This window comes from Ruegeria sp. MALMAid1280 (assembly GCF_049195285.1).
Lineage (GTDB): Bacteria > Pseudomonadota > Alphaproteobacteria > Rhodobacterales > Rhodobacteraceae > Ruegeria.
On the sequence record NZ_JBMIRT010000007.1, the window covers coordinates 1 to 281 of the forward strand.

The 281-nt window shown below is 62.6% G+C and carries 1 pseudogene; it reads right to left on the reverse strand.

From position 1 onward, the window contains the following. Positions 1–281 (reverse strand): annotated as a pseudogene (glyA, locus tag ACOQFT_RS00035) (serine hydroxymethyltransferase); the annotation flags it as partial.

The following is a 281-nucleotide window of genomic DNA, read 5'->3' on the forward strand; positions in this document are numbered from 1 at the left end:
ACCTGATCGTAGTCCAGCATGTTGTCTTCTTTGCGCACGCCATATTGCACGGCCTTGAACCACTTGCCCGACTGGTTGGGCGCGGCGCCGTGGGTCAGGTGACCGCCTGCGTCCAGGCTCATGCCCAGAATGGTGTCGCCAGGCTGGATCAGCGCCTGGAATACGCCCTGGTTGGCCTGGCTGCCCGAGTTCGGCTGCACATTGGCAAACTCGCAACCGAACAGCTGCTTGGCGCGGTCGATGGCGAGGTTCTCGGCGATATCGACGAACTGGCAACCGCC